Origin of the sequence: Cryobacterium sp. PH31-O1 (assembly GCF_030063455.1) — a bacterium.
In the GTDB taxonomy this organism is placed as follows: domain Bacteria; phylum Actinomycetota; class Actinomycetes; order Actinomycetales; family Microbacteriaceae; genus Cryobacterium.
Genome location: NZ_JASITB010000001.1, coordinates 913,499 through 937,724, shown reverse-complemented (window position 1 = coordinate 937,724; position 24,226 = coordinate 913,499). Strand labels below are relative to the sequence as shown.

Below are 24,226 nucleotides of genomic sequence, written 5' to 3'. Positions count from 1 at the left end.
GGGGTTTCGGATGGTGCAGGACTGTCGGTCAGACGAACAGGTTGGCGCGCTCGAGGTCTTCGGCAAAGTCCACCTCGACGGCGTAGAAGTCGGAGATATTGACCGGCTCCACCAGCATGCGGTTCTGTTCGATCGCGAGCTCAATGCCACGCTCGAAGTAATCCTGGTCGGCCACCTTGCTCAGCTGGCGGATGAGGGTGGCTTTATCGGCACCTGACACGTAGTTGATGCCGACAGCTTCGCCGAGACCGCCCTTGACGGTCTTCGAGAGCTCCTTGATGTAACCCTCGGCACTCGTCGTGTATTTGACCTCCTCATCGGACACCTTGTCGGTGTTCACGGTAACGAAGGACTGATCGCGAGCCATCATTGCCGCAGCGCGGTCGAGAATAGCGGGGTCGAAAACCACGTCGCCGTTCATCCAGAGCACCCCGCCGGGTTTCGAGGCCTGCAGGGCACGCAGCAGGCTCTTCGAGGTGTTGGTCTGGTCGTATTCTTCGTTGTAGACGAAGGATGCCTGCGGGAACGCTTCGATGATGTGCTCGAGCTTGTATCCGACGACGATCGTGACCTTGGCGGCTGTGCCGAAGGCGTGTGCGATGTTGTCGAACTGCTGCTGCATGATCGTGCGGCCGTCGTTCAGCTCGGTGAGCGGCTTCGGCAGTGAGCGCCCGAGACGGCTACCCATGCCGGCCGCGAGAATGACCACCTGCGTCTTCGCTGCCCGTGCTTTGACTGCGTGCGTCGTCACGATTATCTCCTCAAGAATGGTTGGGGCTAGGCCTGAAAACCCCATCAGTATTGAAGAGTTTGCCTAGGATTCACCCACATGTTCACGTCAAGACACACCGTTATGTCAATCTCACCATAACCTGTCGGGCCGTTCCGAGGGAAGAAACGGCTCAGCACGTGTCCCTTTCGTGACCCGGCGTAGAGCGTACTCACAGGTTGAAACCGGTGCTGCCGGCCCATCCGCGCCCCCCGGTCAGCGGTCCTTGGTAGGTTAGCGAAGTGACTTTTGTGCCGCCCCACTCCGAACCCGTCGACGACTCCGTCGCGGACCGCGCTGCCGAATCGAAAGCTCAGCCCACCGCCAAGCCAGCGGTCAGCACGCCGCCCGCCGCCAAGCCAGCGGTGCGCAAGCCGGCGGTCCGCAAACCGACCGTACGTACAACGACCGCGGCCAAGCCCACGGCGGCGAAGCCTGCTGCGGCCAAGTCAACGGTGGCGAAGCCGACCGCAGCCAAGCCGACCGCAGCCAAGCCGACCGCAGCCAAGCCGACGGCGGCGAAGCCTGCTGCGGCAAAGCCCTCCGCCGAAGCCGGAATTGCCAAGCCGGCCGTGCGTAAGCCGGCCGTGCGTAAGCCGGCCGTTAGCAAGCCGGCCGTTAGCAAGCCGGCCGTGCGTAAGCCAGCGGCGCGGAAGCCCGCCGCGGGCAAGTCGGCCGCATCTGAATCGACGTCGACGACTAGCTCAGCGAAACCAGCACCCTCTGTTGCTGCCAAGGCCACAGCCAAAGTGCTCGCCGAGAATGCAACCGACGAGACGACGCGACCCTACGCGACCCGTGACGCACTGGTGACGACCCCGCCGAACGTGTTGGTCGCTCCTTCGCTGCAACCTGTCGACAAGCCGTCAGCCACGCCAAAGATCGGCTCCACGGCAGCAGCGAGGCCCCTGCCGGAGCCGACAGCGGATGCGGCCCCGGCTGTGCACACGCCGGTTGCGGTCGCCCCGATTGTGCACACGCCGGTTGTGGTCATGCCGGTTGTGCTCGTGCCGATTGTCATCGAAGCTCGCGGCCTGGTCAAACGCTTCGGCCACAACGTTGCGGTGTCGGATCTGGACCTGACCGTTCGGGCCGGATCGTTCTACGGCATCGTCGGACCCAACGGTGCCGGAAAAACCACGACCCTGTCGATGATCACCGGGCTGCTGCGTCCGACTGCCGGAACCGCCCTGGTACACGGCATCGATGTCTGGGCCAAGCCCAACGAGGCCAAGCGGGTGATCGGTGTTCTTCCCGACCGGCTTCGGATCTTTGATCGTCTGACCGGCGCTCAGCTTCTCTACTACGCCGGCACCCTGCGTGGGATCGACAACGACACGGTGCGCAGCCGATCTGCTGACCTTGCCGCGGCGTTCGGCCTCGAGGATGCCCTCAACCGTCTCGTCGCTGACTACTCCGCCGGCATGACCAAGAAGATCGCTCTGGCCTGCGCGATGATTCATTCCCCGCGCGTGCTGGTGCTCGATGAGCCGTTCGAGTCGGTCGACCCGGTGTCGGCGGTCAATGTCACCGAAATTTTGCAGAAATACGTGGCTGCCGGGGGGACGGTCGTGCTGTCCAGCCACGGCATGGACCTGATCCAACGGGTGTGCGATCACGTCGCCATCATCGTGCAGGGCCGGGTGCTCGCAGCCGGCACCATCGACGATGTTCGCGGCCAGAAGACGCTGGAGGAACGGTTCGTCGAGCTCGCAGGTGGGCGCAAGGTCGCGGAGGGCATGGAATGGTTGCACAATTTTTCGGACTGAAACTTCGGCTCCTCGCCAATCTGTTTCGTCGTAGTCCCTGGCAAGTCGTCGGCCTCGTTCTCGGTCTGCTCTACGGCCTCGGCGTTGCTATTGCACTTCTCATCGCCCTGATCAGTCTGAGATTTGTCGGGGACCCCGTGCTCATCCGAGATGCGCTCACCGTGGCCGGATCCATCGTGATCCTCGGCTTTCTGGTCATCCCGATCGTGGTCGGTATCGACGACACTATGGACCCACGCAAGTTCGCCTTGCTGGGTATCCCGAACCGGTCCCTGTCGCTCGGCCTGGCCGGGTCGGCGTTGATTGGAGTTCCGGCGCTCGCGCTGACGATCGTGCTTCTCGGAACCGTTGTCATGTGGTCGCGCGGCGTCGGGCAGACACTGCTCGCCCTGATATCGGCCGCGCTGATCCTCGTGACTTGCATCCTGCTGTCCCGGGTGAGCGCATCCGTCGCCGCCTTTCTCCTGTCGACCAGGCGATCGCGCGAGTTCACCGGTCTGATCGGTGTCGTCCTTCTCGTGTTGATCTCACCGGTCATCGTGGTCCTGCTCAGCACGGACTGGGGCCGTCACGGTCGCACCCTGCTCGGCACCGTGGCCGCGATTTTGGGCTGGACGCCGCTCGGCGCAGCGTGGGCCGTTCCCGGAGATGCCTCCACCGGTGCCTGGGGCGCGGCGATTCTCAAGCTGCTCATTGCCGTTGGGTCGGCCTATGCCCTCTGGCTGATCTGGCAATTCGTCGTAGCCCGCATGCTCGTCTCACCCGGGCGTGAGGCGTTGGCGAAGCAGTATTCCGGGCTGGGCTGGTTCGACCGGCTGCCGCACAGCTCCGTCGGCGCGATCGCAGCCCGCACCTTCACATACTGGGCGCGCGACTCGCGCTATTGGGTGTCGCTGATCATGATTCCGATTGTGCCGATCATCGCGATCCTGCCGCTGAGCTTCGTCGGCGTGCCGCTGCACTCCCTCGCCCTGGTGCCGGTCCCGCTCATGTGCATCTTCCTCGGCTGGACCATGCACAACGATGTCGCCTATGACAGCACCGCGATCTGGCTGCATGTGGCGTCGGGAACCGGCGGGGTGGCTGATCGTATCGGCCGCCTGATTCCCGCTCTTTTCGTCGGCATCCCGCTGATTGGAATTGGCTCTGCCGTCAGCATTTCCGTCTATGGAGACTGGTCGGTGCTTCCCTCGATGTTGGGCGTAAGTACGTGCATCTTCCTGGCGGGTCTGGGCTTCTCCAGCTACACCTCCACCCGCTTTCCCTATCCGGTGACCAAACCTGGTGACAGCCCATTCGCCCAGCCGCAGGCCTCCGATACCGCCTCGGCACTCGTACAGTCGCTCACCTTCGCTGGGTCGATCGTCGTGGCACTGCCGGCGCTCGTCTTCGCCTACCTTGGGCTCTTCGAGGACCCGGTCTGGCATCTGCGCGCGCTCGGCGCCGGCGTCGGCCTCGGCCTCGTGGCCGTCGTCGTAGGCATCTGGGTCGGCTCGCGGGCCTTCGACCGGCGTGGACCAGAAATGATCGCTTCCGCGCAACGCGCCTGACTCGACCCGGGCAGAGTGCTTAGACTGGTGCAATGACTGAATTTCGTGCGAGCATTGCAGAACCCGGCCAGCCCGGCGGCGGAACGTCCACGCTCGACCGTGAACTCGAAGAGCTTCTCAATCAGGAGCAGATCGAGCCCGGCGACCACGAACGGTTTTCGCACTACGTGCCCAAGGACAAGATTCTCGAATCGGCTATTTCTGGCAAACCGGTCAAGGCGCTGTGCGGCAAGAAATGGCTGCCGGGCCGCGACCCCGAGAAGTTTCCGGTGTGCCCGACCTGCAAGGCTATCTACGAGAAGATGAAAGCCAAATAGCCTCCCGGCACAACCGGCCTAGCGATACGTGGTCGGAATGACGGCCTCGCCGCGCCCCAACCGAAACGCTTCGATTGGCAGTTCCTGCATAACGGATGCGTTGTGCGCGCGTGCGCGCAACGTTCCGGCTTGTCCCAGATAGCGTTCATCGACGGCGCCGTCGACGATCAGCGGAACCAGCAGTGCACGTTCCAGTCCGCGGCCGGAATCGAATTGGGCGTCGGGACCGTCGCCGAGCAGCACGATCTCTTCCTGGGCGGTACCGACGGCATCCACTCGGCGCAGGGCGTTTTTGCGGCCGCCGATGGAAAGTTTCGCGGTCGATGTCTTGGCGACGGAGATCCAGTCGTCGCCGTGGCCCTTGTGCGCGACGAGCTTGTAGACCAGGCCGGCAGCGGGTTCGCCCGACCCGGTGACGACCGAGGTGCCCACGCCAAAGGCATCCACCGGGCTGGCCGACAGCGCCGCAATGGCGTACTCGTCGAGGTCGCTCGTGACGGTGATCTTCGTGTTGACCGCGCCGAGTGAATCGAGTTGCGCCCGTGCCGCAGCGACGACGGTGGGCAGATCACCGGAGTCGATGCGGATCGAGCCGAGTTCGGGCCCCGCAATTTTGACCGCCAGGGCAATTCCGGCCGGCACATCGTAGGTGTCCACGAGCAGGGTCGTGGCGGAACCGAAGGCATCCACTTGCGCCTGGAACGCGTCCTCTTCGCTGTCGTGCAGCAGAATGAAGGAGTGGGCGGCGGTTCCCATGGTGGGCAGGCCCCACTGGCGGCCGGCCTCCAGGTTGCTCGTCGAAGCGAAACCGGCAATGAATGCCGCGCGAGCGGCCGCAACGGCTGAATACTCGTTGGTGCGGCGTGATCCCATCTCAGCGATCGGACGGCCAAGGCTCACCGATACCATGCGGGCGGCGGCACTGGCGACCGAGATGTCGTAGTTGAGCACGCTGAGAATGAGGGTCTCCAGAATGACACCCTCGGCGAAGGTGCTCTCCACCAGCAGCAGGGGAGAACCGGGAAAGTACGCTTCGCCCTCCTGATAGCCCCAGACGTTACCGCTGAAGGCATAGTCGGCCAGATAGTCGAGGGTCGGGGCGCGCACGACCGAGTTCTCGGCAAGCCAGGTCAGTTCCTCGGTCTCGAAACGAAACTGGCGGATCAGTTCGAGCAGACGACCGGTACCAGCGACGATGCCGTAACGACGGCCGGTGGGCAAGCGCCGGGCGAAGGCCTCGAACATGCACTCCCGATCGGCGGTACCGCTCTGGATGGCGGCGTCCACCATGGTGAGCTCGTAGCGGTCGGTGCGAAGCGCTGGCGTGCGTGCGGCCGTGCCGCGGGGCACCGGCACAAAGAAAGCGGGGGACGGGGTCACCCGGCACAGCTTATCCGCTTGGCGGGCTAGGCTTGATATCCGTGACGGATGCACCGATTGGTATTTTTGATTCCGGAGTGGGCGGCCTGACCGTCGCCCGGGCGATCAAGGACCAGCTGCCCAACGAATCCATTCTGTACATCGGTGACACGGCCCACTCGCCGTACGGACCGAAGAAGATCGCCGACGTGCGTGGATTCGCCCTCGATGTGCTCGATGATCTCGTGGCGCAAGACGTGAAAATGCTCGTCATCGCGTGCAACACGGCGTCAGCGGCCATGTTGCGGGATGCCAGGGAACGATACAGCGTACCCGTGATCGAAGTGATCCAGCCGGCCGTGCGACGCGCTGTGTCCACCACCCGCAACCAGCGTGTGGGCGTCATCGGCACCCTCGGCACCGTCAACTCCCGTGCCTACAACGACGCCTTCGCCGCCGCGCCCCAGATTGCCCTGTTCAGCAAAGCCTGCCCACGTTTCGTCGAGTTCGTTGAGGCCGGCGTCACGACCGGCGCCGAAGTGCTCGCGGTCGCCGAAGAATACCTGGCACCGCTGCGCGCCGCCGAGGTCGACACCCTCGTTCTCGGCTGCACTCACTATCCGTTTCTGCGCGGCGCCATCTCCTATGTCATGGGAGAAGGCGTCACCCTGGTCTCCAGCGACACCGAAACCGCCAACGACGTCTACCGGGTGCTGGTAAGCCAGGGCCTGGAGCGCGCCCGTACGACACCGCCCATTTACCGTTACGAGGCCACCGGCGACAGTGCCGACGATTTTCTCGCCCTCGCCCACCGCCTGATCGGACCAGAGGTCAGCCGTGTCGACCTGATCGAGACCGGCACCCTCAACCTCAGCGCGCTCGCAACGCCCACCTTTTCCCCGCTGCACCCGAACCACTAGGAGTACACCGTGACCGAGAACCTGCGCGCCGATGGGCGCACCAACGACGAACTGCGCCCGATCACCATCGAGCGCGGCTGGAGTGACCAGGCCGAGGGCTCGGCGTTGATCTCCTACGGCCGCACCAAGGTGCTCTGCACGGCGTCGTTCACCAACGGCGTTCCGCGCTGGATGAGCGGTAAGGGCAAGGGCTGGGTCACCGCCGAATACTCGATGCTGCCGCGTTCGACCAACAGCAGAATGGACCGCGAATCGGTCAAGGGCAAGATCGGCGGCCGCACCCACGAGATCAGCCGCCTGATCGGCCGCAGCCTGCGCGCGGTCGTCGACATGAAGGCGCTCGGCGAGAACACGCTCGTGCTCGACTGCGACGTGCTGCAGGCCGACGGCGGCACCCGCACCGCGGCCATCACCGGCGCGTATGTTGCCCTCGCCGACGCCCTCGAATGGGGACGTACCAAGAAATTCATCTCGCAGAAGGCGCAGCCGCTCCTCGACAGCGTGTCGGCTGTCTCCGTCGGGATCATCGGCGGGGTTCCGATGCTCGACCTCGCCTATACCGAAGACGTACGCGCCGACACCGACATGAACGTCGTCGTCACGGGGCGCGGCAAGTTCGTGGAGGTGCAGGGCACCGCCGAAGCTGCACCGTTCGATCGCAGCGAGTTGGACACATTGCTCGACCTTGCGCTGAAGGGCGCCATCACCCTGACCGAGTTTCAGACCAGCGCTTTGGAGCGCTGAGACGTGCAGATCGTTCTTGCTACGCACAACGCCCACAAGGTCGAGGAATTGCGGCGCATCCTGGCTCCCCAACTTCCCGGTGTCGAGGTGCTCGCCTATGACGGACCCGAACCGGTCGAGGATGGCATCAGTTTCACCGAGAATGCCCTGATCAAGGCGCGCGCCGCCGCGGCCCACACCGGGCTGCCGGCGATCGCCGACGACTCGGGCATCTGCGTTGACATCCTCGGCGGGGCGCCCGGCATCTTCTCGGCGCGCTGGTCGGGCCCGGCCAAAGATGCCGGCGAGAACTTGCGCCTGCTGCTCTGGCAGCTCAGCGACGTGTCAGAGGAACACCGCGACGCCCACTTCACCTGCGTCGCGGCGCTCGCCCTGCCCGACGGCACCGAGCGGGCCGTGACCGGTGAATGGGCGGGGCAGCTTCTGTTCGAACCGGCCGGCGCCAACGGCTTCGGCTACGACCCGATCTTTCTGCCTGAGGGCTACGCGATTTCGGCAGGCGAGCTCTCGGCGCACGTCAAGAACCAGGTCAGCCATCGGGCGATCGCCTTCGAGGGCCTCGTGCCGGTGCTGCGCGAGGTGCTCGGCGCGTAGCCACCAAATGCTGAGAACGGCACTCATTCCCAACTAGCCGCTCGGCTGGCGAGTGGCTCGGCACACCCCTAACCTTAAGTCATGGGCCACGATCACGCGCACGGCACCGGATCGAACCGGAGGCGATTGTCGATCGCCATCGGCATCGTGGCAGCGGTACTGCTGCTCGAAGTGATCGGAGCCTGGCTCACCGGCTCGCTCGCCCTGCTCGCCGATGCCGGGCACATGCTGTCCGATCTGTTGGGGTTGATCGTGGCGTTGACCGCGACGATGGTGGCGGCGCGGCCGGCCACCGACCGGGCGACCTTCGGCTTTCAACGCGCCGAGGTGTTCGGTGCCCTCATTAACGGGTTGATCCTCATCGTCGTGGCCGGTGTGGTCTCGGTCGCAGCGATCACTCGACTGATCAGTCCGAGTGACACCGAGGTGCTCGGCACCCCGATGCTCGTTGTCGCCGTCATCGGTCTGGTCGCCAACCTGGCCGCGATGGTACTGCTCCGCCCCGCCGCCGCCGGGTCGATCAACATGCGCGGGGCATACCTCGAGGTGCTCGGCGACGCCTTGGGGTCGGTCGCCGTTATCGTCGCCTCCATCATCATTCTGACGACCGGCTTCGCCCAAGCGGATGCCCTCGCCTCGCTCGTCATCGCCGGCATGATCGTGCCGCGCGCCTACGTTCTGCTGCGCGACGTCGTGCGGGTGTTCGGCCAGTCCACGCCGGCCGACACCGACGTGAGTGAAATTCGGCGTCACCTGCTCGGTACCGCCGGGGTCGTCGCCGTGCACGACGTGCACGTTTGGGCCATGACGAGCGGTGCCCACGTGTTCACCGCGCACATCGTCGTCGAGCCGGCCGTGCTCGCCGCTGGCACCGACGCCCTGCTCGACGAGCTGTCCGGGTGCCTCGCCGTGCACTTCGACGTCGCGCACTCCACCTTTCAGCTGGAACCGGCTGAGCACGCGGAACACGAAGACCACCAGCACCGCTGACTAATTCGGAGGCTAATCTGCTCAGGCCTCGTGACGCCCGTCATGGTTGGTTTTGAACGTCTGCGGGTCGAGCAGGTGGCTACCCGTCGCGGTGGTCGGGAGCTGGCGCACTCGGCGAGCCCTCACGACCGACATTACGTAGTGGTACACCGTGGGAATGAGCGTGACGACGACCGCACCCAGCAAGATGAGGTCGATGTAGGTCGTGACGAAATCGGCCACCGGCGGAATATAGCCGAGGAAATATCCGGTAAAGGTCAGTCCGGCACCCCAGAGCAGGGCGCCGATCAGGTTGTACAGGGTGTACTTGCGATAGTCCATGTGGCCGACACCGGCGGCGACCGGTGCAAACGTACGCACGATCGGCACGAACCGGGCGACGATGACAGCGACACCGCCGAAGCGCACGAAGAACGCATTGGTACGGTCGACGTTCTTGATGCTGAACAAGCCGGATTCCTTGCGCTCGAAGACGCGCGGACCGAATTTATGCCCGATCAGATAGCCGGCTTCACCGCCGAGGAACGCGGCAAAACCGATCGCCAGGGCGACCCACCAGATATCGATCTGGATGACGCCGGCGGCGGGAAAGGCCAGCAGGCCGGTGATGACCAGCAGGGTGTCTCCGGGCAGAAGAAACCCCACGAGCAGACCGGTCTCGGCGAAGACGATCGCGCAGACGACAAGCAGCGCCCACGGGCCGGCCGCTTCAATGATCTGGGTCGGGTCGAGCCAGGGAATCAAGGCGGTGTGAATCACGTGGACAACTCCTGTTGGCGTGTGGGCAGACGATCGGGTTGCGCAGGCGGGTGACGAAACACAGGGTATCGCCTAATCGTGAGAAAGTGCCGGTCGTCACGCCCCCGGAGTCGGGGTGTTCAGGGGGTCGGGGAGGCGCGCGTGGTCGCAGCTCGCGGCATCCGCTCTACGCTGCGCGCGGTCGATGCGCCAGGTGCGAAACCCGACAACGATCGAGGCGGTGATAAGCACTCCCGCGATGACATAGGCCGCACTTTTGACGCCGGGGATCGTCGCCGCGAAGTAGCCGGTCAGGGTGAGCCCGACGCCCCAAGACAGTGCACCGAGCAGGTTGCTCGAAAGGAATTTGTAGTAGTTCATGCGGCCGACGCCGGCGACGACGGGAACGAACACCCGGGCCCAGGGCATGAACCGGGCGATGACCACCGACCACCAGCCGAATTTGCGATAAAACGACTCGGTTTTGATGATCGCGGCCTGGGTGCGTCGGCCGCCGTGCCGTTCCAGATAGCCACGACCGTAGTGCCGGCCGAGCAGAAAACCGACCTGATCGCCGAGGAACGCAGCGATGCCGGTGCCGATCACCAGGATTACGATATTGATGTTTCCGGTCGAGGCGGCGACGAGGCCGGAACCGAACAATAGCGAGTCGCCGGTGATGAACGGAATGAACACGCCCAGAAAGAGTGCCGTGCCGGCGAAGACCAGACCCCAAATGAGCAGGTAGAACACAACGGCGCCCGTTTGCGAGAGAACGTCGTTCAATTGACCGTCGAGTGCTGACAGAGGGACCATGTGCGGGAGAGGGGACTTGAACCCCCACGCTCGAAAGCACAGGAACCTAAATCCTGCGTGTCTGCCAATTCCACCACTCCCGCCGGTGTGGTCCTAGTCTACTTGGCTGGATCGGCCGTGGCCGAGCAGCGCTGCCGCATTCGACTCCATTTGGGCGCGCAGGGCGGCGACGAGCGCCGCCACCGCCGGCAGCCGCAACGACTCGCTGCGTACGACCATCCAATACGCCAGCCGCTCCTGGAATTCCTGGGGCAGCAGACGCACCAGATCCGCGTGCTGATCGGCCATGAAACAGGGCAGAAAACCGACTCCGGCGCCGGCCCTGGTGCCTTCCACGTGCACGAAAACGTTGGTGGAACTGAGCGACTCGCGCATCTGCGGCACCAAGCGCCGCGGGGCGTCGAGATCGTCGACCTGCAGCATGGAATCCACGAAATAGACGAGCGGATGCTCGGTCAGCTCGGCAATCGTGGTCGGCGTGCCGTGAGACTGCAGATAGTGGCGGGAGGCATACATGCCCAGGTTGTAATGGCCGAGCAGAATCGACTCTGCCCGGTGTACCTGCGGCTCACCCACGACGATTTCGATATCGAGTCCCGAACGGTGCTGCAGGGCGCGCCGGGTGACGGTAACGATTTCCACCCGCAACAGCGGATGCTGCCGCTGCAGAGCGGCCACGGCCGGGGCAGCGATGTAGGCGCTGAAGCCGTCGGTTGCCGACATTCGCACGACGCCGGAGAGCTGCTGGGCGTCGGCCTCGGAACCGCGCAGCAGGGTGACGGCGGTTTCCACTCCCTCCGCCGCGGTGCGGGCGCGATAGCCGAGTTCCGTCAGTTCCCAGCCGCCCACGGCGCGGGCCAGCAGGCGACCATCGAGGGCTTTCTCGAGGGCGGCGATGCGCCGGGACACGGTGGTGTGGTTGAGCCCCAGGCTCTGGGCCGCGGTCGTGAACCGGCCGGTGCGGGCGACGGCCAGAAAGATGAGCAGGTCATCGGGGGTGGGGGCGGTGCCAGCCGGCGAAAAGTTCATATCTGCAATTATGCACATCAGCTCTGTCGTTTTGGCTCTTGTTGCCCGCCCGTCCTGCGTGAATACTCAGTCAAGTCGTGCTTTTGTTAAGACGATCATTTTCTTCCCGCACAACCTCAGGCCAAGTACGTGTCATCGCCGACACAAAGGAGACAGACAATGAGTGTCAATCAACGCGTGGGGGCCGCCGACTCCGGTAAGGCCACGCGCACCGCCGGTAGCGAAAATGAAAAATCCGGCCTCAAGAAGATCGTCGCCGCTTCCATGGTCGGAACGGTCGTGGAGTGGTACGAATTTTTCCTTTACGCCACCGCCGCAAGCCTGGTCTTCGGCACCGTCTTCTTTCCGAACGCCGGCAGCGAACTGGACGGTATCATCGCCGCCTTCCTCACCTATGCGGTGGGGTTCATCGCCCGCCCGCTCGGTGGCATAGTGTTCGGCCAGATCGGTGACAAACTGGGCCGCAAGCACACGCTGCAGGTGACGATTATCATGGTCGGCGCCGCCACCTTCCTCATGGGCTGCCTGCCCGGCTTCGACACCATCGGCTATTGGGCGCCTGCCCTGCTCGTGGCCCTCCGCTTCATTCAGGGCTTCGCCGTCGGTGGCGAATGGGGCGGTGCCGTTCTGCTCGTCGCCGAGCACAGCCCGAACGCATCGCGCGGATTCTGGTCGAGCTGGCCGCAGGCCGCCGTTCCGGTAGGCAACCTGCTCGCCACGGTCGTTCTGCTGACCATGACCTGGATCCTTCCGCCCGAACAGTTCCTTAGCTGGGGCTGGCGGGTAGCGTTCTGGCTCTCCGCGATCATCGTCGTGATCGGCTACTACATCCGCACGCACGTCAGCGAAGCGCCGATCTTCCTCGAGGCCCGTGCGCAGGTCGAGGCCGAGAAGGCCGTCAACTACGGCGTGCTCGAGGTCGTGAAGAAGTACCCCAAGGGAATCCTCGGAGCGATGGGCCTGCGCTTCGCAGAAAATATTCTTTACTACATCATAGTGAGCTTCACGATCGTCTACCTCAAGACGGTGCACGACTACGATACCGGGCAGCTGCTGATTGCCCTGCTCATCGCCCACGTCGTGCACTTCATCGTCATTCCGCAGGTCGGCCGGCTGTCCGACCGGGTTGGTCGCAAGCCCGTCTATCTGGCCGGTGCCGTGCTCGGTGCCAGCTGGGCGTTCTTCGCCTTCCCGATGTTCGACACCCTGAACCCGGTGCTCATCATTCTGGCCGTCACGGTCGGGCTCTGCTTCCACGCCCTGATGTACGCCGGTCAGCCCGCGATCATGGCTGAGATGTTCCCGACCCGCATGCGCTACTCGGGTGTATCACTCGGCTACCAGGTCACCTCGATTCTGGCCGGATCGATGGCGCCGATCATCGCCGCCGCACTCCTGCAGCAATACAACACCTGGGTTCCCGTCGCGATCTACATCATGATCGCCTGCATCATCACCGTGGTCGCCGTTGTCACCCTCAAGGAGACTAAGGGAGTGTCACTGCGCGAGGTCGACGCCGTGGATGCTCGCAAGCACGGGCTCGAGCCCGTCGGTACCGGCAACTGACCCGGCTTCACTGACCCGGCTTCACTGACCCGGCTTCACTGACCCGGCTTCACTGACCCGGCTTCACTGACCCGGCTTCACTAAGCGGGCTTCACTTCGCCGGCTTCAGCAACCGGGTTATAGGAGGCGGGGTGCCATTGGCACCCCGCCTGTCGCCGACCCTTCCCGCAGCGATCACGCGATCAAAGGAACACCATGACTGACCCCACCGATGCCATCAACACCGATGCCATCAACACCAGCACTGTGCCTGCCAGGACGGCCGAGCAACCCCTCGCCGGGCGTCGCGCCCTCGTCACCGGTGGTGCGAGCGGTATCGGTGCCGCCGCTGTTCGGGCGCTCGCTGCCCGCGGTGCGCACGTCGTCGTCGCCGACATTGATACCGCGGGTGCGACCGTCCTGGCCGTGGAGGTCGGCGGGTCAATCTGGACCGTCAACCTGATGGAGACCGCTGCTCTTACCGACGACGTCCTCGCCACCGCGCTGCACGGTGTCGATATTCTGGTCAACAACGCCGGAATCCAGCGAATCAACCCGATCCAGGATTTCAATCCGGCCGATTTTCACAACATCCTCACCCTCATGCTCGAGGCGCCGTTCCTGCTGATCCGGGCCGCGCTGCCGCAGATGTACGCGGCGAAGTTCGGGCGCATCATCAACGTGTCTTCGGTGCACGGCATTCGCGCCTCGCCGTTCAAGAGCGCCTACGTCTCGGCCAAGCACGGGCTGGAAGGCCTGTCCAAGGTGACCGCCCTCGAGGGTGGCGCGCACGGGGTCACCAGTAACTGTGTCGCTCCCGGGTATGTGCGCACGCCGTTGGTCGAGAAGCAGATCACCGACCAGGCGCTCGTACACGGAATACCGGAGGCCGAGGTGCTCAGCAAGATCATGCTTACCGAGAGTGCGATTAAACGCTTGGTCGAGCCGGAAGAGGTCGGCTCCCTGGTGGCCTGGCTCGCCTCCGATGCCGCGGCGATGGTCACTGGATCGAGTTACACGATGGACGGCGGCTGGTCGGCCCGCTAGCCCGGGCCACGGTCAATGATTGCAACGGATGCCCGGCATCCGTTGCGATCATTTTTGCTGTTCAGGGGACCAAAAAACAAGCCCTGTGCATAGATTCCACGAAGATTCATAAAACGGGCCATCATGCGGGGATGACCGAAGCCGTTCGTATCATCACAGACCAGGTACGCCAGCGGGTGCGCCGCGAGGGCGTGGATCTCGCGGCCAACAACGCCTTGGTGGAGCAGTACGTGCGCGACGAACTGCGCCGCTACAGTGAGCGGGCACTCGGCGGTAGCGCGCCGATGATCGCCGACGAGCATCAAGCCACCCGCGAGGTCGTCGCCGCGCTCACCGGATTCGGCGTACTGCAGCCCTTTCTCGACGACCCCGAGATCGAGGAAATCTGGATCAACGGACCAGCTCGGGTGTTCGTAGCACGCGACGGGGTACCCGAACTGACCACGCTCCTGCTCGGTGAACAAGACGTTCGTGACCTGGTCGAGCGGATGCTGCAGGCATCCGGTCGGCGGGTCGACCTTTCGTCGCCCTTCGTCGACGCCTCGCTGCCAGACGGCTCCCGGCTGCACGTGGTGATCCCGGACAGTATTAGTCGTTAGCTACAGGCGAGTTCTCCCAATGAGATATGGGCCGCGCTAGGCTCGTGGCAACACAGGGGGAAGCAATTATGAGCAGTCGATCAGGTTCTTTATTTCAAGACCAAGCCGAGGCTGGCCCGAAGGTGCCGTCCAATCCGTTCTCCACCGCGTTGCTCAGTATCGGTGGTGTTGGAATTTTGATCACGGCAGTATCCTGGATGGTTGGTATATCTCAGTCGAGCCCATTCGATCTGTTAGCTGGCGCGGGCTGGATTGCAGTCGCGAGCGGCCTATTTCCGATTGCAGCTATGGCGTTCATCGCCTGGCTTGTTGTGGAAGGTATCCGCTGGGTGCAGCCAGCTACTAAGCGCTGAACCAGACACAAAAAGCCCCGCCCACTCCGAAGAGTATGCGTGGCTTTGTCGTGCTACGCGGCGACGGTTCCAGCCGCGATGTATGCGCTCACGAGGTGCGGCCGCGTGGCGGTCGAGGTTCTGCCGGCGTGAGATTATGCGTCAGTCTGGGAGAGCTTTCGCGGACCGGTCGCTGTTCTGGCAACTCTATGGGACGCGAACAGACTTGGCTTCGTCATGCCGTTCTGGACCAGTCGGTCAGACTGAGGACGCAGATCGACCGGTAAGCGCCATACTTACCCAAAGGTCAAACTGTCGATCATTACCGGTGATGTGCTTTTCCATGATCACGGTCGACTGCTCCACTTCTTCATTGCTGGAGAGCTGACGATAGTAGCCAGCACCGATTAGGGCGATTCCTCGGTTGGTTGACTGGATGCGAATCATGTTGTCTCCTGACGCCGTTGCATTTGGATTTGTGGGGTTGGGTGCGGTGTCCGTGGTTCGAGCGCGGATAAACGGCTCCGGGTCAATGGTCGCACCCGAGGCAGGGTTCGACGATGTCGACCCAATCGTGAGATGCAGATGCGGCCCGGACGTCGCAGTACCGGTGGTACCGACGTTGCCGACGATGGTTCCTCGCTGAACGGTACTGCCTTTTCCGATAGGACTCCTCGACACCATGTGGCAGTATCCGGAAAAGTATCCGTCCTGATGATCGACGAGCAATATGTTACCGAGCGCTGAATTCCACTCGTTTCTGACTACCACGCCTCCAGCGACAGAGGGAATTGGCGCGCGGTCACCGGGGGCGAAGTCGAGACCACGATGGCCATTGGGATGCCAGGCATCAACCACGCCCCATCGCGCGGTGATGGTGGACGGGGAGAACGGGAACATATATGCGCCTGCTGCCATAGCCGCGGGAGCGTGTGATGCTTCCCAGGTTCCCAGCGCCACGGCGGTGAAGACAGCAGCAGTGCCTCCTAGGGCGGTGCGCCTGGAAATACCTTGACGGGGAGCGGAATCTTCCGGAAAGTCGACCATGCCCTGAGGTTAACGCCGGTATTTCAATCGCGTCCAGTCGGCCGAAATGCTGACTTGACGCCCCATAAGCAAAGCTGGCACAGTGTTTCCTCAGTCGCTGCCGCAAACTGACGAGTTCGTCCTGCGGTGCTCCGCGCAGGACGAAGCGCAGCCCAGCACCTCTGCGGCTGGAACTGCATAATCGCGACGTCGCAGCTGTACACCGAGGTCAGCTCCGAGCAAATGCATCAGGGCGTCGCGGTGCTGCCCACCCTCGCGCTGCGGCCGCACTCCGGCCGGGTATCTCATCTACCTCAGCGTCACGCTAAGGGCGACCTGGACAAAGTCGCGGCTTGATTGTTCAAACGAGCCAGTATTATCGGGGGAATGGCCGCCGCAACCTCGCTCAGTAAAAGTCAGATCAATAGGGCTGGCGACTATCTCGCTGAAGCCGTTGGAATGGCTGACGTTGATTTCGTTGAGTGGTACGACTTCAAACGGAATCGCGAGGCTCGGAAGATTGTCAGCGACTACCGTGCCGCTCATCAACGGCCTCTTGGCAATCTCTCTCAGGGGCTTCGTCAGATTGTCCGCACTGAGACCGGGAAGGATCCATTGGTGTCGCAGCGGCTGAAGCGCGTCCCTCGCATTCTGCGCAAACTCTCACGCATGGGGCATGGTGGCTTGGCGCGGCTGGAAGACATCGGAGGTTGCCGTGCTGTTTTACCCGACGGTGATGCGCTTGATCGGGTGAAGGCTCACGTCGAGCGCACGTGGGGACCGATCATTGTGGCGCGCCGCCGCACCGTAGAGGAACCAACGCCGATGGGCTATCGCGCATGCCATCTCACCGTCCTAAAGTTCGACCGGCGGATCGAGATTCAGCTGCGAACTCAGGGCCAACAGGAGTGGGCTGACAGTATTGAAGCATCAGATTCGTACCACAATCTCACTCTGAAGGACGGCGTGAGCCCCGACAGTTTGCGTGACTACTATTGCGGAGCGAGCGACATGATCTATAGTCAAGAATACGGGCGGCCGTTGGACCCCCAATCTCGCGAGCGATTCGATCGTGCGCGCGACCTTGTCATTGACCAAGGTTATTTCCGTGGAAAGGGAGAATGATATGCCGATTCCTACCGTGCATTTTCTGCTCGTTTATAGCCACCAGAAGCAGGTACTCATCCACCAGGATGAATTTACTGACTCGACCAGAGCCACCGCAGCGTACACGGCGGCCGAGAAGAAGCATGCGAATGAGAATGACTACGAAATCGTCTTGATCGGGTCAGACAGTATCCAAACCGTCATGCGCACGCATGGCCACTATTTTGGTGCGCCGCACGAATCGGCTTTCGCTGAGTTCCTGTTGTCTGCGTAACGACAAAATAGCCCCGCCACCCAATCCGTGAGGATCGAGCGGCGGGGCTTTGTCGTGCAGGGGCTACGCGGTTGTGGTCGCTTCCTCCGCGGCCGGGACAATCGCGGCGTCGAGGTTGGATTGGTTCCCGCCGGCGGCGAGGTATTGCAGGGACAGGACGGCGACCTGTTCGGGGATCGCTGCGAGTACGGACCGGCGGTCGTACTCGGCTTGAATGGCGACGTGCTGCGTTTCGAGTTCGATGTCGGTGAGTGCGGTGAGGTCCATGCTGCTACTCGGTGCTCTTGGTGGCGTCAGTGTTCGGGAGCGCCTGCACCGAAACGGCGGTGATGATGATGGACACCAGCGCGACGTACGGCGGGATGTCGACACCGATCATGGGCGCCGCGAGGATGACGGCGGACAGGACGCCGCCAATCCATGCGGCGTAGGCCTTGACGTAGGCTGCGGGGTTCTTGATCATGGTGTCTCCTTGGTTGGGATGATGGGGTCGACTCGGCAGGGGCCGTCGACCGTCTGAGTGGTGGTTGATCCGTCAGGCTGGGCGAGAGTGAAGAGCCATGTGCCGTCGTCCTGGCAGAGGATGGACGCGACGCCAGCGCCGGTTAGGCCGATGGCGCCGGGAATGGTGGAGTCGGCGCCGGTCGCGCCCGTGTCGCCTTTTTCGCCGGGCACCGTCGAATCAGCTCCGGCCATGCCGTTAGTACCGTCAGTGCCGTCCACACCGTCACGAGGGATTAGCGCCGGTGCAACCGGGCCGACAGGGCCTGCACAATCAAGCCGGAGGGCGCAATAGCCGGCGACCGACGCGAGGATTGATTCAGCACTTGCTGGCGGGCCGTCGAATCCGCGCGGGCCCTGCCCGCCGTCCGTCCCTGGGTCACCTGTAACGGTTTCTGCAGGCGGGGCGACAGGGATCTGGCCTTGTTCCTGCACTTGCGCGAACAGCGCGTCGTTGCCGGCGGAGAGCCGGTCTATTTTCGCGTCACGTTCGGTGGTGCCCACCATGAGGAAGATCATGGCGGCGAGTAGACCGATGACGGCAAGCCCTGAAACAATGTTCGGGCCTATGCCTTTGCGCGGGTTCAAGTAAGTCCTCCTTGAGTTATGAAAATGGCGATGGCGGCGATGAAAGGGGATGCGAACAGCCCGATGAGGGTCCAGCGGTTGCGTGCCTTCTGGTCGTCGGCGCGGTTGTCGGCGGCGACCTCAGCGGTTTTGGCATCCCGGATGCCGGTTTCCAGATCGCGTAGCCGCGTGTTGACTCGGGCTTGGTCGGCGGCGTACAGGTCAATGTTGACGACTTTCCCGCCGAGCTGGTGGACGGCGTCTTCAACACGGCTGAGGCCCCGCATGAGTTCCCATGGTGTGGGCTCGGGGCCTTGCTCAGCCATCGCTCGGCCCGATCGTGTGCGTGCACGAGTCGCAGCTCATCCCGCAGGAGCAAGGTGAATCCCAGTCATGACGACATGGCATGCGCGCCCCTTTCGTGGGTGTGGGTAGGTGAATTGGGGCTCTTTGATCGGGCGTGCTGCATGATGGGGGAATGGCGAATCAACCGAAGACCCCGATTACCTCGGTGCGGATCCCGGTGGATTTGAAGGAGGCCGCACAGTCGAAGGCGGCTGAGAATGGTGAGACGTTGACGGACGTGATCCGTCGCGGCTTGACTGAGTACGTGGCTCGACCCTAAACGGGGTGTACATACACCGTGCGTTGGGTGTACATACACCCCTAGGTTGGAGCCATGAAACTCCTCCTGACCCTCACCGTTACCGTCGTTGCCACCGCACTCTTGAGCGGATGCTCGGACGAACTGATCGCCGAGCCGGTCAGCGTTCGGCAGACTCAAGGCACGAGCACGCCGGCCCCGACCGTCGACCCGGCCTCGCCCGCTGAGGTCGTGCAGTCGGTCGAGATTCCGGTTGAGGTTCCGGTCGAGCAGGTCGTGCAGGCTCCCTCGAAACGATCCGCGCCGACAGTCCAACCGCCTGCAGCTCCGGAAGTCCCTGCCGCCGTCGCGCCCGCGCCCATTGCCGCGCCTGTTGTCCCTCTTGCCGCGGTTCCCGCTATGGAGCCGGAGGCGATTGTGCCCCGTGATTCGTTCAACCCGTTCGCTGCCCTCGATGCGTGGCTTCTGGCCCCGACGTTCGAGTGCGAAGAGGGATTTGCACCCGGTTGGCTCAATGATGCCGGCATCCCGACGGGGTGCGTCGCGAACTGAGCGGCGACCAACCCTGGCGCGGGCACGATTCCTCCGTTAGACATACGTGGTGACCATGATGTTTCCCTGCCGGGCGTAGACAGAGCTGGCCGCGCTGCAAACTGCCGAAACTGTGTAAACGTGGTTGGCGTAGCTCGGTGTGTGCCGAGCTTTGAGTGTCACCGTGTCAGCTCCGTAGCTGCCGTTGTTGATCAGGGCAATGTTGTCGAGCTGGCTGCCGATCTGCACGCCGTCACAAAGGATCCTCAGCGCCACCGTTCGGTCTGCGCCGGAACCGGCATTGACGAGGGTGACGGTTGCGGTGATCTGAACTTCGCCGGCAATAGACCCGGCCCATCGGGGTTTGGTGTCCACCTCCAGACCGGCGATATTAGAGAATGCCGTGGACAGAAGCTGCTGCACCGGGCTCGGATACTCCCGGCTGACATCTCCCAGAACCCGGAGGAGACCACCGCCTGAAATCTGGCCGATGACGTTGAGGTCGCCTTGGAGATATTTCGTGGTGCTGCCAGCGAGAAGGAAGCCCGTGCTGTCAACCTGCAGGTCGACGGTCGCTTGGCCCGGGTTCGTCTTGAACGTGAGTCCGCCATTGCTGAACGAGGCGAACTTGCCCGCAGTCCCACCCCCGTAGGAGCGAACGGCCCCATCGGTCGTGACCTCCATTTTCAGGATCTCGGCGCCGTCATACCCGGTCAACCCGGTCGTATCCAACTGCACACGACGTCCGGAGGCGGCGGTGCGGATGATTGCGCCGGTGACCGTCATGCCGTCGATCGCAGTTCCCAGTAGCTGTATCGCTGTGACGGTGTCGGCGGTGATCTTCGCCCCGTCGAGGTTTGCGATCTGCGCATTCGTGATGGCGAGGTTGGCGATCGCATTCGTGCCGAGCTGCTTGGCGACCCATGCGGTGCCGGACCATGCGGCGATCGCGTTGCCGTTGTCGGTGTCGAACCACACATCGTCCACAGCGTGCCCGGTGCCGGTTGGCGCTGCGGCCTGATACCAGACGGTGTTCTTGCCGTTCGCGGTGGTCTGCGCGTTCCCAGCTGCGGTCGCTGCTGCAGTCGCGCTCGAGTAAGCGGCGTCCGCACGAGACTGCGCGGTCGCCGCATTGGTCCTCGCCGTGTTCGCCGTGCTCTGCGCCGCACCAGCAGCCGTGTTCGCCGTAGCCGCATTGGTGGTGGCCGTGTTCGCCTGGTTCTGTGCGGTAACGGCCTTGCCGTCCGCGGTCGAGGCGGCGGACGCTGCGCTGTCGGCGTCGGTCTGCGCAGCGACCGCTTTCGCGTCCGCCGTGGCAGCATCCGTCGAGGCAGAATTTGCTTTGGTCTGCGCGGTCGCTGCGGCGCTGTTCGCTGTCGCCGCGCTACTCGCCGCGTCCGTGGCCGTCTTGTCCGTGATGGCAGCCCAGGTCGTACCGCTGACCCACTTCTTGGGTGTGTTGGCGTTGCTGGTCGTATCGATCCACAGCGTGTTGGCGTTCTGATATGCGGTACCTGGCACGGTCGTCTGATAGAGCACCACGGCTTTGGTGGCGGCGAGGCCCGAGGCGGCGACAGCTTTACCGTCCGCCGTCGACGCAGCACCAACCGCAGTCGTCGCATCCGCTTGGGCAGCCGCGGCTTTCGCATCCGCGGCTGCTGCAGCAGTGGCCGCGCTCGACGCTGCACTCTGCGCGGCACTGATCGACGTGTCCTGCACGGCAACCCACGCCGTGCCTGACCACCGGTACATCTTGTTGCCATCGTCGGTGTCTACCCACAGATCGCCGAGGTCGCCAGCAGTCATGCCGGTCGGCGCCGATGTCTGCGCGAAGGTGCGTACCTTGCCGTCAGCGGTCGCCTGAGCGTCGCCTGCAGCGGTCAGAGCCTGGGCGAGCTTGGAGTCCTGAACGGTCGCCCAGGCTGATCCTGTCCACCGTTTGAGGGCATTGCCGTTGGCGGTGTCGATCCACAGGTCCCCGGCTCCGGCAGCGGTCGGAGTGGTGGCGGCGTAGAAGGTGGTGATCTTCGTCATGGCGAGAGTGCGTGCCGCCGCTGCGAGACTGTTGGCCCCGTCAGCGCTGCTCTGCGCGGCATCCGCTGCGCTCTTGGCCGTGACCGCTTTCGCGTCGGCAGCAGCTGCGTCAGCTGTGGCTGAGTTCGCCTTGGTCTGTGCAGTCGCGGCTGCAGTGCTGGCCGTTGCGGCAGCGGCAGCTGCATCGGTTGCGGTCTTGTCGGTGATGGCACCCCACGCGGATCCCGACCACTTCTTCGGGGTGTTCGCGCTGTTCGTGGTATCGATCCAGAGGGTGTTGGCGTTCTGATACGTCGAGGCTGGTGCTGTCGTCTGGTAAAGCACGACAGCCTTAGTCGAGGCCAGACCGGACGCGGCGACAGCCTTCGCATCTGCCGTGCTTGCAGCGGTGGCGGCAGAGCTGGCGGCGCTTTGCGCCGCTGCCGCTTTCCCGTCAGCGGTACTGGCCGCAGTGGCCGCGTCATCCGCTGACGTCTGCGCGGTCGTTGCGGCCATTCGTGCGGCGGTCGCGGCAGTCTGCGCAGCAGCCGCGGCATCGCCTGCGCTGGTCGCTGAGGCAAATGCAGCGTCGGCGTCGGTCTGGGCCGCGTCGGCCTTGGCATCGGCGGCGGCCGCGCTGGTCGCGGCGCTGGTCGCGGCGGACTGGGCCGTCGCAATGGTGGTGTCCCGCGCCGTGACCCAGGCGGTGCCGGAGTAGCGGTAGGGGCGGTTGCCGTCGCCGGTATCGAACCAGAGGTCACCGGCGGTGAGTGTGCCGGTCGGAGCGGTGGCCTGGTAATAGGTTCGGTTCTTGCCGTTGGCGGTCGTCTGCGCGGTGTTCGCCGCCGTCTGGGCCGCTGCTGCCTTCGTGTCAGCTTCGACGGCGGAGGCTGCTGCCGCTGTGGCTGCCGCATCAGCTACGGCTGCCGCGTCCCGGGCCGCATCCGCTGCCGACTGTGACGCTGCTGCGACCTCGGCGGCTGCGACAGCTTTCGCGTCTGCTGCTGCCGCGTCGGAGGCGGCCGCGATGGCATCGCCCTGCGCGGTCGCCGCATCCGTCAGGCCCTGGTTGGCCGTCGCGGTGGTCGTCTGCACTTGAGTGGCCAGGTTCACCAGCGAGGTTCCTGCAGGGCGTTCCAGCTCGGCGATGCGGCGCTCCTGCTTGCGCAGCCGTTCCGCGATGGGAATCATGCCATCACCTTTCGGCGTTTTGTAGTCGGACATCAGGAGGTCACTTTCTGTGCGAGTTGGATCTTGATTTCGTCGCCGGCGGAGTCGCCGCTGAGGCCGACGATGCGGTGCGCGCTCGTGCCGCCCTCGGCGAGGTAGGGGTCGCCGCGTCCAGTCATGGGGTCGTAGGGATCGAGGTGCAGGGTGGCGAAATCGCCGACCGTGTATTCGTCAATGGAGTGGCCGGCCGAGGTGCCGTCGCTGCCGATCGGGTAGGCCTTCGTGTTGAACGCCCACACCTCAGCGGGTCGGCGCCCACCGGCTACGTTGGCTGCGGCGTAGCTGTCGAGGGTGGATTGCACGGACACGCTCGAATGGCTGCTGTCGGTGATCTCCATCAGCGGGAAGCCAAGATCGACCAGGGTGGGGTCGTAAGCGCGGGAGACGAGTACGGTGTCGGCGGAGCGTCCACCGGTGGCCCAGGAGAGAGATCCCAGGTCGGAGGCGTCCTCGTCGATGGTGAGGCCGTAGCCGGCGGATTCCGGTGCGGTCAGATCCCACGACAGCACAGCGGTGGAACTGATCAGCGGCTGCGTGGTCGTCCCGGTCTGGAAGAGGACTTCGATGCCGGTGCCGTCCGTGGTGAAGCGTGCGGTGTGGCGCATCTCCGGGCCGCCCTCCACCTCGGAGAGCTGGTCGAGTGCCTCGCCGACTGGTTTGAAGTCGGCGCCGATGTAGGTGCGCGTCGATTCGAAGGTGCCGTCCGGGAGCCGGGTGGTGTTTAGCTCGTCGGCTTTGAAGACGTAGGGCAGCGATCCGCTGGTCCAGAGTTGTGCCTGCTGCACCAGGCGTTTGGCGATCGTGCCGAGCGCGAGTCCCTCGATCTTCGTGGCCAGGTCTGGGTTCGGGATCGTCTTGGTGTTGTCGGCGGGGTCGGTGATCGTCCAGCTAGTGAGGCTGATCGTCTGGGCGAGGAGGGGCAGGATGATGCGGTGGTCCCAGTAGGAGCCCCACCCTTTCGCACCGAGCGTGAGAGTGCGTTTGTCGCGGTCGTAGGTGCTGGTCCAGATCGGGCCGGATGCCATGATCGTCTTCTGCCCGAACGCGTCGTGCTCCACCACGGCGAGGTAGGCCTTGCCAGGGGTGGCAGCGTTCCGCAGGCACAGGGCCAATGTGTCGGGGTCGTTGTAGTCGACGGTGACGTCGAGGCTGTCTGCCGCGCCGAGCCGGACAGACCACGGGCCGGACAGCACCGGAAGGTTCCGTGTGCTGATCCGGCCCGTGCGCAGATCCCCGAGAATGTACTCGGTCATCG

26 protein-coding genes and 1 tRNA gene are annotated in these 24,226 nt (G+C 64.0%); 14 read left to right on the top strand and 13 right to left on the bottom strand.

All coding sequences use genetic code 11. From position 1 onward, the window contains the following. Window positions 1–28 precede the first annotated feature (28 nt). Window positions 29–751 carry a phosphocholine cytidylyltransferase family protein gene (locus tag QMK31_RS04640; protein ID WP_283499747.1) on the bottom strand — a complete coding sequence of 241 codons (723 nt, stop codon included), beginning with the start codon at window positions 749–751 and terminating at the stop codon, window positions 29–31. A gap of 260 nt (window positions 752–1,011) precedes the next feature. Between QMK31_RS04640 and QMK31_RS17305 the strand changes: the two genes are divergently transcribed. Genes QMK31_RS17305 through QMK31_RS04625 form a run of 3 tightly spaced genes read left to right on the top strand, consistent with a single transcriptional unit; the run spans window position 1,012 to window position 4,405 of the window. Beyond that, on the top strand, window positions 1,012–2,538 hold the full coding sequence (locus QMK31_RS17305) for an ABC transporter ATP-binding protein (RefSeq protein WP_502852435.1): 1,527 nt from the start codon (window positions 1,012–1,014) through the stop codon (window positions 2,536–2,538). After that, the gene (locus tag QMK31_RS04630) at window positions 2,514–4,088 is read left to right on the top strand and encodes a hypothetical protein (RefSeq protein WP_283499746.1); all 1,575 of its coding nucleotides are present in this window, start codon (window positions 2,514–2,516) and stop codon (window positions 4,086–4,088) included. The genes QMK31_RS17305 and QMK31_RS04630 overlap by 25 nt, the downstream gene beginning before the upstream one ends. 32 nt (window positions 4,089–4,120) lie before the next feature. Beyond that, window positions 4,121–4,405, top strand: a complete 285-nt coding sequence (locus QMK31_RS04625; RefSeq protein WP_283499745.1) for a DUF3039 domain-containing protein — start codon at window positions 4,121–4,123, stop codon at window positions 4,403–4,405. Window positions 4,406–4,423: 18 nt separating this feature from the next. Here the strand turns inward: QMK31_RS04625 and QMK31_RS04620 are convergent, their stop codons facing one another. Next, the gene (locus QMK31_RS04620) at window positions 4,424–5,785 is read right to left on the bottom strand and encodes a nicotinate phosphoribosyltransferase (protein ID WP_502852432.1); all 1,362 of its coding nucleotides are present in this window, start codon (window positions 5,783–5,785) and stop codon (window positions 4,424–4,426) included. Window positions 5,786–5,826: 41 nt separating this feature from the next. Here QMK31_RS04620 and murI point away from each other — a divergent pair, with 41 nt between their 5' ends. The 4 genes from murI to QMK31_RS04600 all read left to right on the top strand — a co-directional run bounded on the left by murI (window position 5,827) and on the right by QMK31_RS04600 (window position 9,012). Then, window positions 5,827–6,684: a glutamate racemase gene (murI, locus tag QMK31_RS04615; RefSeq protein ID WP_283499744.1), complete on the top strand. Its 858-nt coding sequence runs from the start codon at window positions 5,827–5,829 to the stop codon at window positions 6,682–6,684. Between the two features lie 9 nt (window positions 6,685–6,693). Beyond that, complete coding sequence (rph, locus tag QMK31_RS04610; protein WP_283499743.1) at window positions 6,694–7,428, top strand: ribonuclease PH; 735 nt, start codon at window positions 6,694–6,696, stop codon at window positions 7,426–7,428. A gap of 3 nt (window positions 7,429–7,431) precedes the next feature. Beyond that, on the top strand, window positions 7,432–8,022 hold the full coding sequence (rdgB, locus tag QMK31_RS04605; protein ID WP_283499742.1) for an RdgB/HAM1 family non-canonical purine NTP pyrophosphatase: 591 nt from the start codon (window positions 7,432–7,434) through the stop codon (window positions 8,020–8,022). 81 nt (window positions 8,023–8,103) lie between these two features. Further along, complete coding sequence (locus QMK31_RS04600; protein WP_283499741.1) at window positions 8,104–9,012, top strand: cation diffusion facilitator family transporter; 909 nt, start codon at window positions 8,104–8,106, stop codon at window positions 9,010–9,012. A 21-nt stretch (window positions 9,013–9,033) separates the two neighbouring features. On the opposite strand, the gene QMK31_RS04595 is transcribed toward QMK31_RS04600, so the two are convergent. The 4 genes from QMK31_RS04595 to QMK31_RS04580 all read right to left on the bottom strand — a co-directional run bounded on the left by QMK31_RS04595 (window position 9,034) and on the right by QMK31_RS04580 (window position 11,595). Beyond that, window positions 9,034–9,768, bottom strand: coding sequence for a DedA family protein (locus QMK31_RS04595; protein ID WP_502852478.1), 735 nt, complete (start codon window positions 9,766–9,768; stop codon window positions 9,034–9,036). A 99-nt stretch (window positions 9,769–9,867) separates the two neighbouring features. After that, a complete protein-coding gene (locus tag QMK31_RS04590) occupies window positions 9,868–10,566 on the bottom strand; it encodes a DedA family protein (protein ID WP_283499739.1) in 699 nt (232 codons plus the stop codon). A 1-nt stretch (window position 10,567) separates the two neighbouring features. Then, window positions 10,568–10,649: transfer RNA gene (locus QMK31_RS04585), tRNA-Leu, on the bottom strand. Window positions 10,650–10,659: 10 nt separating this feature from the next. Further along, complete coding sequence (locus tag QMK31_RS04580; RefSeq protein WP_283499738.1) at window positions 10,660–11,595, bottom strand: LysR family transcriptional regulator; 936 nt, start codon at window positions 11,593–11,595, stop codon at window positions 10,660–10,662. A gap of 159 nt (window positions 11,596–11,754) precedes the next feature. Here QMK31_RS04580 and QMK31_RS04575 point away from each other — a divergent pair, with 159 nt between their 5' ends. The 4 genes from QMK31_RS04575 (at window position 11,755) to QMK31_RS04560 (ending at window position 15,139) form a co-directional block, all read left to right on the top strand. Beyond that, window positions 11,755–13,161: an MFS transporter gene (locus QMK31_RS04575; RefSeq protein ID WP_283499737.1), complete on the top strand. Its 1,407-nt coding sequence runs from the start codon at window positions 11,755–11,757 to the stop codon at window positions 13,159–13,161. A 195-nt stretch (window positions 13,162–13,356) separates the two neighbouring features. Continuing rightward, window positions 13,357–14,187, top strand: coding sequence for a 3-hydroxybutyrate dehydrogenase (locus QMK31_RS04570; protein ID WP_283499736.1), 831 nt, complete (start codon window positions 13,357–13,359; stop codon window positions 14,185–14,187). A gap of 131 nt (window positions 14,188–14,318) precedes the next feature. After that, window positions 14,319–14,786, top strand: coding sequence for a hypothetical protein (locus QMK31_RS04565; RefSeq protein ID WP_283499735.1), 468 nt, complete (start codon window positions 14,319–14,321; stop codon window positions 14,784–14,786). A gap of 68 nt (window positions 14,787–14,854) precedes the next feature. Beyond that, complete coding sequence (locus tag QMK31_RS04560) at window positions 14,855–15,139, top strand: hypothetical protein (protein WP_283499734.1); 285 nt, start codon at window positions 14,855–14,857, stop codon at window positions 15,137–15,139. 237 nt (window positions 15,140–15,376) lie between these two features. Here the strand turns inward: QMK31_RS04560 and QMK31_RS04555 are convergent, their stop codons facing one another. Beyond that, a complete protein-coding gene (locus QMK31_RS04555; protein ID WP_283499733.1) occupies window positions 15,377–16,165 on the bottom strand; it encodes a M23 family metallopeptidase in 789 nt (262 codons plus the stop codon). A gap of 366 nt (window positions 16,166–16,531) precedes the next feature. Between QMK31_RS04555 and QMK31_RS04550 the strand changes: the two genes are divergently transcribed. Beyond that, complete coding sequence (locus QMK31_RS04550; protein ID WP_283499732.1) at window positions 16,532–17,269, top strand: RelA/SpoT domain-containing protein; 738 nt, start codon at window positions 16,532–16,534, stop codon at window positions 17,267–17,269. 1 nt (window position 17,270) lies between these two features. After that, window positions 17,271–17,525, top strand: coding sequence for a hypothetical protein (locus QMK31_RS04545; protein WP_283499731.1), 255 nt, complete (start codon window positions 17,271–17,273; stop codon window positions 17,523–17,525). A 63-nt stretch (window positions 17,526–17,588) separates the two neighbouring features. On the opposite strand, the gene QMK31_RS04540 is transcribed toward QMK31_RS04545, so the two are convergent. The 4 genes from QMK31_RS04540 to QMK31_RS04525 are packed head-to-tail and all read right to left on the bottom strand — an operon-like array spanning window position 17,589 to window position 18,919. Beyond that, a complete protein-coding gene (locus QMK31_RS04540) occupies window positions 17,589–17,792 on the bottom strand; it encodes a hypothetical protein (protein ID WP_283499730.1) in 204 nt (67 codons plus the stop codon). A gap of 4 nt (window positions 17,793–17,796) precedes the next feature. Then, window positions 17,797–17,988, bottom strand: a complete 192-nt coding sequence (locus QMK31_RS04535; RefSeq protein ID WP_283499729.1) for a hypothetical protein — start codon at window positions 17,986–17,988, stop codon at window positions 17,797–17,799. Further along, the gene (locus QMK31_RS04530; RefSeq protein ID WP_283499728.1) at window positions 17,985–18,614 is read right to left on the bottom strand and encodes a hypothetical protein; all 630 of its coding nucleotides are present in this window, start codon (window positions 18,612–18,614) and stop codon (window positions 17,985–17,987) included. Before QMK31_RS04530 ends, QMK31_RS04535 begins: the two co-directional genes overlap by 4 nt. After that, window positions 18,611–18,919, bottom strand: coding sequence for a hypothetical protein (locus QMK31_RS04525; RefSeq protein WP_283499727.1), 309 nt, complete (start codon window positions 18,917–18,919; stop codon window positions 18,611–18,613). The genes QMK31_RS04530 and QMK31_RS04525 overlap by 4 nt, the downstream gene beginning before the upstream one ends. A gap of 353 nt (window positions 18,920–19,272) precedes the next feature. On the opposite strand from QMK31_RS04525, the gene QMK31_RS04520 reads away from it, so the two are divergent. Beyond that, window positions 19,273–19,749 carry a hypothetical protein gene (locus QMK31_RS04520; protein WP_283499726.1) on the top strand — a complete coding sequence of 159 codons (477 nt, stop codon included), beginning with the start codon at window positions 19,273–19,275 and terminating at the stop codon, window positions 19,747–19,749. A gap of 36 nt (window positions 19,750–19,785) precedes the next feature. Here the strand turns inward: QMK31_RS04520 and QMK31_RS04515 are convergent, their stop codons facing one another. Beyond that, the gene (locus tag QMK31_RS04515; RefSeq protein ID WP_283499725.1) at window positions 19,786–22,932 is read right to left on the bottom strand and encodes a hypothetical protein; all 3,147 of its coding nucleotides are present in this window, start codon (window positions 22,930–22,932) and stop codon (window positions 19,786–19,788) included. Between the two features lie 32 nt (window positions 22,933–22,964). Further along, complete coding sequence (locus tag QMK31_RS04510) at window positions 22,965–24,224, bottom strand: hypothetical protein (RefSeq protein WP_283499724.1); 1,260 nt, start codon at window positions 24,222–24,224, stop codon at window positions 22,965–22,967. Window positions 24,225–24,226: the final 2 nt, after the last annotated feature.